This is a genomic window from Bacteroides sp. An322 (assembly GCF_002161765.1).
Classification (GTDB): Bacteria; Bacteroidota; Bacteroidia; order Bacteroidales; family Bacteroidaceae; genus Phocaeicola; species Phocaeicola merdavium.
Window position 1 is genome coordinate 103,012 of record NZ_NFIN01000009.1, and the last position, 10,004, is coordinate 113,015.

7 protein-coding genes are annotated in these 10,004 nt (G+C 45.9%); 4 read left to right on the top strand and 3 right to left on the bottom strand.

Features of this window, described 5'->3' with window-relative positions:
- Positions 1-12: 12 nt before the first annotated feature.
- Positions 13-1,545 (top strand): peptide MFS transporter, encoded by a 1,533-nt coding sequence (locus B5F91_RS07010; protein WP_087428376.1) that lies wholly within the window; start codon positions 13-15, stop codon positions 1,543-1,545.
- A gap of 229 nt (positions 1,546-1,774) precedes the next feature.
- Here the strand turns inward: B5F91_RS07010 and B5F91_RS07015 are convergent, their stop codons facing one another.
- Positions 1,775-2,476 (bottom strand): DUF4369 domain-containing protein, encoded by a 702-nt coding sequence (locus tag B5F91_RS07015; protein ID WP_022038709.1) that lies wholly within the window; start codon positions 2,474-2,476, stop codon positions 1,775-1,777.
- Positions 2,477-2,788: 312 nt separating this feature from the next.
- Between B5F91_RS07015 and B5F91_RS07020 the strand changes: the two genes are divergently transcribed.
- Entirely contained in the window at positions 2,789-4,954 is a 2,166-nt protein-coding gene (locus tag B5F91_RS07020) for a S46 family peptidase (RefSeq protein ID WP_087428377.1), read from the top strand.
- Between the two features lie 112 nt (positions 4,955-5,066).
- On the top strand, positions 5,067-7,226 hold the full coding sequence (locus B5F91_RS07025) for a S46 family peptidase (RefSeq protein ID WP_087428384.1): 2,160 nt from the start codon (positions 5,067-5,069) through the stop codon (positions 7,224-7,226).
- A gap of 66 nt (positions 7,227-7,292) precedes the next feature.
- On the opposite strand, the gene B5F91_RS07030 is transcribed toward B5F91_RS07025, so the two are convergent.
- Complete coding sequence (locus B5F91_RS07030) at positions 7,293-7,634, bottom strand: hypothetical protein (protein ID WP_087428378.1); 342 nt, start codon at positions 7,632-7,634, stop codon at positions 7,293-7,295.
- Positions 7,627-7,947 (bottom strand): septum formation initiator family protein, encoded by a 321-nt coding sequence (locus B5F91_RS07035; RefSeq protein ID WP_087428379.1) that lies wholly within the window; start codon positions 7,945-7,947, stop codon positions 7,627-7,629. Before B5F91_RS07035 ends, B5F91_RS07030 begins: the two co-directional genes overlap by 8 nt.
- Positions 7,948-8,080: 133 nt before the next feature.
- On the opposite strand from B5F91_RS07035, the gene B5F91_RS07040 reads away from it, so the two are divergent.
- On the top strand, positions 8,081-9,868 hold the full coding sequence (locus B5F91_RS07040) for a DNA polymerase III subunit gamma/tau (RefSeq protein WP_087428385.1): 1,788 nt from the start codon (positions 8,081-8,083) through the stop codon (positions 9,866-9,868).
- Positions 9,869-10,004 lie beyond the last annotated feature (136 nt).

Sequence of the window (10,004 nt, forward strand, 5' to 3'; positions counted from 1 at the left end):
TAGTTTACATGTATGTTTGAAGGACAACCTAAAGGTCTTTATGCGCTGGCGCTCGCCAATACGGGTGAACGTTTCGGCTATTACACAATGCTGGCTATCTTCGTTTTGTTCTTGATGGACAACTTCGGCATGTCGCCGAGTACAGCCGGTAACATTTATGCCATGTTTTTGGCTTTAGTTTATTTTTTACCGTTCATAGGAGGTATTCTTGCCGATAAGTTCGGCTATGGGCGTATGGTGACGGTGGGCGTCATTGCGATGTTTGCCGGTTATGTATTGTTGGCACTTCCGATGGGAAGCAGTACGATGGGGCTGGTGGCTATGTTTGCCGCATTAGTCGTAATCAGTTGCGGTACAGGGCTTTTTAAAGGAAACCTGCAAGTGATGGTCGGTAATTTGTACGATGACCCTCGTTATGCCAAACGGCGCGATTCGGCGTTCAGCATCTTCTATATGGCTATCAATATCGGTGCGCTCTTTGCTCCGACGGCTGCGGTAGAGATTATGAAATACGCGCAAACCAGTTGGGGCGTGAGCGAGAATGATTCGTATCACTTCGCGTTTGCCGTGGCTTGTGTTTCGTTGATTGTTTCCATGGCTATTTATTACGGATTCCGCAGCACGTTCCGCCATGTGGAAGGAGGAAGCGTGAAAGTGGATAAAAACGCGAATGCGGCTACCGAAAAGCACGAAGAGCTTTCTCCGCGCGAGACAAAAGACCGTATCGTGGCTTTGTGTCTGGTATTTGCCGTAGTGATTTTCTTCTGGATGGCGTTCCATCAGAATGGTTTGACACTGACTTATTTCGCTAAGCAATTTACCGCACGCAGCTCGGAAGGATTGGAGAGCATGATGTTCAGCGTATGGAACTTGGTAGCGGTGATTTTCATTGTTTATGCTTTGTTCTCTCTTTTCCAGTCGAAGACAGGAAAGGGCAAGCTTATTTCGGGCATCGTTATCTTGGCTGCATTGGTCTTCTTGGGCTACCGTTATGCGGCTCTTCCCGAAACCACTCCGGTCGACGCTCCTATCTTCCAGCAGTTTAATCCGTTCTTTGTCGTAGCCCTTACACCGGTATCTATGGCGATATTCGGCTCGTTGGCAGCTCGTGGCAAAGAGCCTTCCGCTCCCCGTAAGATTGGTTTGGGTATGCTGGTGGCAGCCTGCGGGTATGTGCTTATGTTGGCTGCTTCTGTCGGCTTGCTTTGTCCTACCGATCAGGCACAAGCCATCGAGGCTGGAACCGCTTCGTTCGTATCGCCCAACTGGCTGGTATCGACTTATTTGGTATTGACGTTTGCCGAATTGTTGCTTTCGCCGATGGGTATCTCGTTCGTATCGAAAGTGGCTCCTCCTAAGTATAAGGGTATGATGATGGGTGGCTGGTTCGTGGCTACGGCTATCGGTAATTACCTTACTTCGGTGGCTTCTTGGCTTTGGGGTGATATGCCGCTTTACGTGGTATGGGGCACGCTGATGGTGCTTTGCCTCTTGGCAGCCCTGTTCATCTTCTCGGTAATGAAACGTTTAGAGAAAGTGGCATAAATTTGAATTGAATTCTATAAAATGTAAAGACGCTAAAGTGCGGAGTTTTTGGTTTCCCGCTTTAGCGTCTTTTTTATGTTTTGTAGTCAAAAAAATGCATACGGCTTCATCTGCCTACGAAGCAGGGTTCATAAGCGTATGAAGCAGGGTTCGTAGCCCGATGAACCTTGCTTCATTTATTTATGCATTTATATGTACTTGATTTGGGATGTACTGTGTTTAGATAAGTTTATTGCACCGCCTGCAATTTATCCATATTGGTTTGGGCAATAGAGATGAATTCTTTAATCATCGGATTTTCCTTGAAAGAGGCGGGGGCATCGTTGATGATTTCTTTCATAACGGGGGTGAGGACGGGATAGGGCATACCGTAGCACATGATGATGAAGACTTCCGGTCCCAATACGTTTTCATAGTTGGTTTGGATAAAACTTTTGGCAAGGCTATCCATTTGTGATGCCACATCTTGGCGTTGCTTCTCGATTTCTTTTTGGACTTCATCGGGATTCCTGCCGTCCAGAATCATGCGGGCTTCCAGATGTTCCACTTCATCGGCACGGTCGCTCAAGGAATTGCGGTGGATGATAAATTGATTGAAGCTATCGTTCAAGGGAGTGCCTTGGATTGTGAATCCTGCATTGTTGATATTGATGTCGATTTTGCCTTCTTCAATCACTAGAGGCATGATACAATTATCGTCCATAAAGAGGGAAGCTACAACGGTCGAATCGACCTTTCCTTCCATTTTGAACAATCCGTGTATGACCTCTGCCGAATCAATATTGACCAGCTTATCGCCTGAAGGTACTTTGATGAAAAGCATTTTACCGTCAAGGCTCGAAACCGATGATACGCCTTCTATCTTGTACTTCTTTCCGCAGGAAGTACAAAATATCGCACAAAAGAATAAGAATAAATATAACTTATACATGCAACAAAGCCTTTTAGAATTCACGTGGCAAAGGTATAACGTTTCGGTTTTCCGTGGAAATAAATTATCAAAAATTAAACTTAATAGGGGATTATTACAAGACCTTTTGCGGAACGGCTGGGGGTGGATGCCGTCATGCAAATAGTTGCCTTTGATGTTTTAGTTATATGAAACGGGCATTTTACTTAACTGGAATGGAAAATGAAGCAGGTTGGGTAAACAAATGTAAGTGTAAGAGAATAATTTTCCATATTTTGTATTATCTTTGTCGCTCGCTTATATAATTGAATCGAATATTAATGTAATAACAAAATGAAAAAACTAAAAGTTCTGGCACTCGCACTGATTTGTGCGGTATTCTCGCCGGCAAAAGCCGACGAAGGGATGTGGCTCCTCCAATTGATGCAGGAGCAGAACCTTGCCGACCGTATGAAGGCGCAAGGTTTGAAGATTGAGGTGGATGATATTTATAGCCCGAACCGCGTGGCGTTAAAAGATGCCGTGGGTATCTTCGGGCGTGGATGTACGGGAGAAATTATTTCGCCCGACGGGTTGATTCTGACTAACCACCATTGCGGATACGATGCTATCCAGCAACATAGTTCGGTAGAGCATGATTACCTGACCGATGGCTTTTGGGCAAAGAACCGTTCGGAAGAGCTTCCCACTCCGGGATTGACCTTTAAGTTTGTGGAACGTATTGTGGATGTAACCGACCAGGTAAATCAGGATATTAAGGACGGGAAGGTGACGGAACTCAATTCATTCGGTTCCGAATACTTGAAGAAGTTGGCGGATGAGGCATTGAAGAAGAGCGACCTGAAAGGAAAACCGGGTATCTCTACGCAGGCATTGCCTTTCTATGAAGGAAACAAGTTCTACCTGTTCTTCATTAAGACATATAGCGATGTGCGTATGGTTGCTGCTCCTCCTTCGTCTATCGGTAAGTTCGGAGGCGAAACGGATAACTGGATGTGGCCCCGTCATACGGGCGACTTCTCAATGTTCCGTATCTATGCCGATAAGAATGGCGACCCTGCTCCGTATAGTGCCGAGAATGTGCCTTTGAAGGTAAAGAAGCATTTGGCTATCTCTTTGAAGGGCTTGCAGGAAGGTGATTATGCGATGATTATGGGATTCCCCGGAAGCACCAGCCGCTATCTGACTCAAAGCGAAGTGAAGCTCCGTATGGACGGAACCAATACGCCGCGCATTCAGGTGCGCGAGGCACGTCAGGATGTGTTGCGTAAGGAGATGGCTGCCAGCGATAAGGTTCGTATCCAATATGCCAGCAAGTTCGCTTCGTCCAGCAATTACTGGAAGAATTCCATCGGTATGAACAAGGCTATCGTGGATAACCGTGTATTGGAAACCAAGGCAGAACAGGAAGCCAACTTTGCTAAGTTCGCGAAAGAAAAGAACAATGCCGATTATGCTTCGGTGGTGGCTAAAATCGATGAGTATGTAACTAGAGTGACTCCGCTAGCCAAGCAATTGACTTATTTCACCGAAACTTTCCGTTCAGGCATCGAGTTTGGTGCTACTTATTTGATTTTCGATAACCTGAAGGTTGCGCTTGAAAAGAACAAGAAGAAAGATATCGAGAAAGCATTGGAGCAATTGAAAGAAGGATATGCCAATGTGCATAACAAGGATTATGACCATGAAGTGGATCGCAAGGTGGCTAAGGTCTTGATTCCGCTTTATGCCAAGAGCGTGCCTGCAGATGCGCTTCCCGCTTTCTATGAGACTATTAAGACGAAATATAATGGCGATTACAATGCTTATATCGATGCCTTGTATGATACCAGCATTTTCTCTAACCAGAAGAATTTCGATGCGTTTCTTGCCAATCCGACACTGGAAGCTATCAACAATGACTTGGCGGTCCAGTATTCGACCAGCAAGAATGAAATGTTACAGAAGTTATACGAAGACTATGACAAGGCTTGTGGCGATATCGACTTGCTCCACAAGACCTACGTACGCGGCTTGTGCGAAATGTATGCTCCTACGCCGAAAGCTCCGGATGCCAACTTCACTATCCGCTTGACTTACGGTAATGTGAAGTCGTATGACCCGAAAGACGGTGTACATTATAAATATTATACGACCTTGAAGGGTGTAATGGAAAAGGAAGACCCCAACAATCCGGAGTTCGTGGTTCCCGCAAAATTGAAGGAACTTTATGCTACGAAGAATTATGGACGCTATGCCTTGCCTAATGGTGAAATGCCGACTTGCTTCCTGACCACAAACGACATTACGGGCGGTAATTCGGGTTCTCCGGTGATGAACGGAAACGGTGAATTGATTGGTGCTGCTTTCGATGGAAACTGGGAATCGCTTTCGGGTGATATTAATTTCGATAACAATCTCCAGCGTTGCATCGCCGTGGATATCCGCTACGTGTTGTTCATCGTGGAGAAACTGGGCGGATGCAAGAACCTGATTGATGAAATGACGATAGTAGAATAATAAATATATTTTTAGAAGAAACGCAGATTAACGCAGATTTCCGCGGATTGATAAAATTTTAATAATCTGCGAAAATCTGCGTTAATCTGCGTTTAAAATGAAAACAAATATGATGAGAAAATCCTTATTGATAACCTTGTTTTCCGCTTGCTTTCTGGCTTCTCATGCCGATGAAGGCATGTGGATGCTGACCGACTTGAAGAAACAAAATGCGGCGGTGATGCAAGACTTGGGACTGGACATCAGCATTGATAAGGTGTATTGTCCCGAAGGCATCAGCCTGAAAGATGCTGTGGTTCACTTTGGCGGAGGATGTACGGGTGAAGTCGTATCGGCGGAAGGGCTGGTGCTCACCAATCATCATTGCGGGTATAGCTATATCCAGCAACATAGTTCGGTGGAACACGATTACCTGACCGATGGCTTTTGGGCAAAGACGTATGCCGAGGAGCTTCCTTGCGAAGGATTAACCGTGACGTTCATCGACCGCATCCTCGATGTGACCGATTATGTATCGGAACAACTTAAGAAAGACGAAGACCCCGAAGGGCTGAATTACCTTTCGCCTTCGTATCTGGAAAAAGTGGCGGCTCGGTTTGCCAAGAAAGAGAAGATAAAGACCGATGACTTTACGGTGCTCGAATTGAAGCCGTTTTATGGAGCGAATAAGTATTACCTTTTCGTGAAGACCGTTTATAAAGATATCCGTATGGTAGGTGCGCCTCCTTCGTCTATCGGAAAGTTTGGAGCCGATACCGATAACTGGATGTGGCCGCGCCATTGCGGGGATTTCTCTATTTTCCGTATCTATGCATCAAAAGACGGGAAGCCGGCTTTGTATTCATCCGAGAATGTGCCTTTGAAGGTGAAGACGCACTTGACTATCAATGCGGGTGGCATTAAGGAAGGTGATTTCACTTTCGTTATGGGATTCCCCGGACGCAATTGGCGTTATATGATTAGTGATGAGGTGGAAGAGCGTATGACCACCACCAACTTCATGCGTGATACCGTGCGGGGTGTTCGGCTTCGGGTATTGGGCGAGGAAATGGCGAAGGACGCGAAGACCCGCATCCAGTATGCGGCAAAATATGCTTCGTCTGCTAATTATTGGAAGAATGCTATCGGTATGAACGAAGGTTTGGTGCGCTTGAAAGTGCTTGACCGGAAAAAGGCTGAGCAAGAACGCTTGTTGGCATACGGGCGTGAGACGGGAAATGATTCGTATCGCCAGGCATACGATGCCATTAAGCAAATTGTAGCCAAGCGTCATGATGCCGTTTATCATCAGCAAGCCATTTACGAAGCGTTGATGTTGGGAACGGAGTTCTCGAAAGTGCCCGATACAGACGGATTATTGAAGGCTTTGGAGAAAGGGAAGAAGAAAGAGATAGACGAAGCCGTATCTGCTTTGAGAGCGGAAGGGGCGAAGTTCTTTAATAAGGATTATAGTTCTGAAGTAGACCGGAAAGTATCCAAACAATTGATAGCGCTTTATGCACGTTTGGTTCCTTCTGCCCAATATATTAGCATCTTCGAGGTGATAAACGGGCAATTCGGAGGAGATACCGATGCCTTTGTGGATGCTTGCTTTGATAATTCCATATTCAGCACACCCGAAGCATTGGAGGCGTTCTTGGCGCATCCCGATATGGATAAATTGAAGAATGACTTGATGGTGCAATATGCCCGTTCGGTCAAAGAAGGCTATCGGGCTACGGGTGAGGAGATGAAAGCAGAAACCAATGCTTATAACCGTGCGCATAAGACGTGGGTGGCAGGTATGCTTGCTCTGAAGCAAAAAGAAGGAAAAGCTATCTATCCCGATGCCAATTCCACCTTACGCCTCACTTATGGTAAGATAGGTTCCTATGAACCGGCGGATGGAGAAGAGTATCTGTATTATACTACGTTGAAGGGAGTAATGGAGAAAGAGGACCCGGACAATCCCGAATTTATCGTGCCCGATAAGTTGAAGGAATTATATCGCGAGAAGGATTTCGGTCCGTATGCAATGCCCGACGGACGTATACCGGTCTGCTTTGTGACGGCTACGGATAATACGGGAGGAAACTCAGGCTCGCCTGTCTTCAATGCCCAAGGCGAGCTGATAGGTATCGGTTTCGACCGTAACTATGAAGGCTTGACGGGTGATATCGCTTATAATCCTCAACTCCAGCGTGCCGCATGTGTGGATATTCGCTATGTGTTGTTTATCATTGACAAGTATGCGGGCATCCAACGGTTGATAGATGAAATGACGATTAAATGAAAAATGAAGAGTTAAGAATGAAGAATTTATTCCATGCGAGTGAAGCGATTCTTCATTCTTAATTCTTCATTTTCGTTCCTTTTCCATTTCCTGCGGGATACGGAACGCCGTATAAAGTTCCAATACAGCGGCTATGGTGAGGCAAAGCACCCATTCGTTGCGGTTCCATATCAACATCATGACACCGGCAAGGATTAGCAATGCCGCCCCTATCATTTGTTGGCGGCGGAGACGTCGGATGATAAGGTTTTGCCCTTCATAACGGTCGGTTATTTGGGTATAAGCGAAGAGGATAGCTCCTGCTAGATATAAATAAGGAGCCCACATCAACCGTGTGATTTGGATTATGGCTCCAGCTAAGAGCAAGACGGCACCTATGGTGCCTATAGCTGAACGGTATTTATTCATCTTTCTTTTCCAGGTCTTCTTCGAAAACATAAATGTCTTCGTTAGGTTTCTTCATCAGGTATTTCTCACGTGCTATCTTTTCCAGTATTTCAGGATTCGAAGTCAACTCTTTCAGTGCCTTGCTATCCTTTTCATACTGGTCGCGGTAATGCTTTATTTCTTGCTTTAATTCGTGGATTTCACTTAGGTGCTGCATCCGTTGTATCAGACTGTTCTCATCGTCCAACACACCGATAATCAGTAAGAATACCAAAATGGTTATCAGATATTTATGGCGGCGGATATAGCTCCACACGGCTTTTAGTTTGCTCATAATCGAAAATGCTTCTAAGAATAATCGGGACAAAGATAAAAAGATTTCATGGCAAGTCCTTAAGAAAAACGGAGATTTTTATGTACTTTTGTGCAAACGAATCACTATCGCATTAAATAAGAACATCGGAAGTATGGAGAATTACATCGTATCGGCACGCAAATACCGCCCTTCTACCTTCGACACGGTCGTAGGGCAAAGGGCATTGACTACCACTTTAAAGAATGCCATAGCCAACCATAAGCTGGCTCACGCTTATCTGTTTTGCGGGCCGCGAGGGGTGGGAAAGACAACTTGCGCGCGTATCTTCGCCAAGACCATTAATTGCTTGCATCCCACTTCCGATGGAGAAGCTTGCAACGAATGTGAGTCGTGCGTGGCTTTCAATGAGCAGCGTTCGTATAACATCCACGAACTGGATGCGGCTTCGAACAACTCGGTAGAGGATATCCGTTCGCTTATCGAACAGGTGCGCATCCCGCCTCAGGTGGGAATGTATAAGGTGTATATCATTGATGAGGTGCACATGCTTTCGCAAGCGGCTTTCAATGCCTTCCTGAAAACCTTGGAAGAACCGCCTCGCCATGCTATCTTCATCCTTGCCACGACCGAAAAGCATAAGATACTTCCTACTATCCTGAGCCGGTGCCAGATATACGATTTCAACCGTATCAACGTGAATGATATGGTGGAGCATTTGGAAAATGTGGCTTCGAAAGAACATATCGAGGCAGAGCCTGAAGCCTTGACGGTTATCGCCCAAAAGGCGGACGGAGGAATGCGCGATGCCTTGTCTATCTTCGACCAATTGGCAAGCTTCACCAACGGATACATCACGTATAAGAGCGTTATCGAAAACCTGAACGTACTGGATTATGAGTATTATTTCCGTCTGACCGACTTTATCTTGGAAAACAAGGTATCCGATTGCCTTCTTACTTTTAATAATGTGTTGCAAAAAGGATTTGACGGAAATCATTTTATTACGGGCTTGGCTTCGCATTTTCGTGATTTGTTAGTGAGCCGTGACCCGTCCACTCTGCCTTTATTGGAGGTCGGTGCTTCTATTCGTGAAAGGTACTTGGCTCAAGCGCAAAAATGTACCGCGCCTTTCCTTTTCAAGGCGATGAAGCTCTGCAATGATTGTGATTTAAACTATCGGGTGAGCAAGAACAAACGTTTGTTGATAGAACTGACTCTGATTCAGTTGGCACAACTCACCGAACCCGATACGGAGGGTGAGGGGCGTAGCCCTAAGCAAGTACTTAAACCCGTATTCAATCAAGCCCAGCCCGTTCAGGTGTCCCAGCCTGCGGCACAAGCTTCTGTGGCTTCCGAACCCCAGCCCGCTTACCAACCGTCTGTCCAGCCGAAGCCCGCTCAGGCAAGCCCGGTGCATGCCAATCCGCTTCCAAAGACAGATGCGGGTAAGAAGATTCCTGTGATGAAAGCGGGAAGCATGAACATTTCCATTAAGCGTCCGCATGCCGCACAAACGAATGCCGTACAGGCGAACGCCAATCCGTCTGTATCCGTAGAACAAGCATACGAGGATTATATCATTAACGAAAGAGATTTAAATGTTTATTGGACTGAATATGCGGTGAATCTCCCCAAAGAGGAAGCGGCCAATGCCGCACGTATGCGCAACATTCGTCCGCACTTATTGGAAGACGGGGTGACTTTCGAGGTTGTGGTGGACAATGATATGGTGCAGAAGTATATGCAGAATTTAGGTGCAGGCATTGAGGCACATTTGCGCGAGCGGCTTCATAACCGTAAGATTACAATGAATGTGCGTGTGAGTGAGCAGGGTGAAAATGTACGTGCTTATAGCCACTTGGAGCGCTTCCAAATGATGAGCAAAAAGAACCCCAGCCTCCTGAAATTGAAAGAAGAACTGGGGCTGGAACTCTCTTGATAGTTAATAATGAATAGTTAATAATGAATCTCCGTGTGGTGATAAATGTACTAACAAACCTTAAACGATTTCATCGTCCGGTAAGTAGTAGTCTCTCCATTTGATGTCCGATGTGTAAATGGCGGCAATCTTAACC

What these genes read in the sequence shown, in the direction of transcription:
- B5F91_RS07010 (WP_087428376.1), top strand. Translation starts at nt 13, where the DNA reads ATGTTTGAAGGACAACCTAAAGGTCTTTATGCGCTGGCGCTCGCCAAT.
- B5F91_RS07015 (WP_022038709.1), bottom strand. Translation starts at nt 2,476, where the DNA reads ATGTATAAGTTATATTTATTCTTATTCTTTTGTGCGATATTTTGTACT.
- B5F91_RS07020 (WP_087428377.1), top strand. Translation starts at nt 2,789, where the DNA reads ATGAAAAAACTAAAAGTTCTGGCACTCGCACTGATTTGTGCGGTATTC.
- B5F91_RS07025 (WP_087428384.1), top strand. Translation starts at nt 5,067, where the DNA reads ATGAGAAAATCCTTATTGATAACCTTGTTTTCCGCTTGCTTTCTGGCT.
- B5F91_RS07030 (WP_087428378.1), bottom strand. Translation starts at nt 7,634, where the DNA reads ATGAATAAATACCGTTCAGCTATAGGCACCATAGGTGCCGTCTTGCTC.
- B5F91_RS07035 (WP_087428379.1), bottom strand. Translation starts at nt 7,947, where the DNA reads ATGAGCAAACTAAAAGCCGTGTGGAGCTATATCCGCCGCCATAAATAT.
- B5F91_RS07040 (WP_087428385.1), top strand. Translation starts at nt 8,081, where the DNA reads ATGGAGAATTACATCGTATCGGCACGCAAATACCGCCCTTCTACCTTC.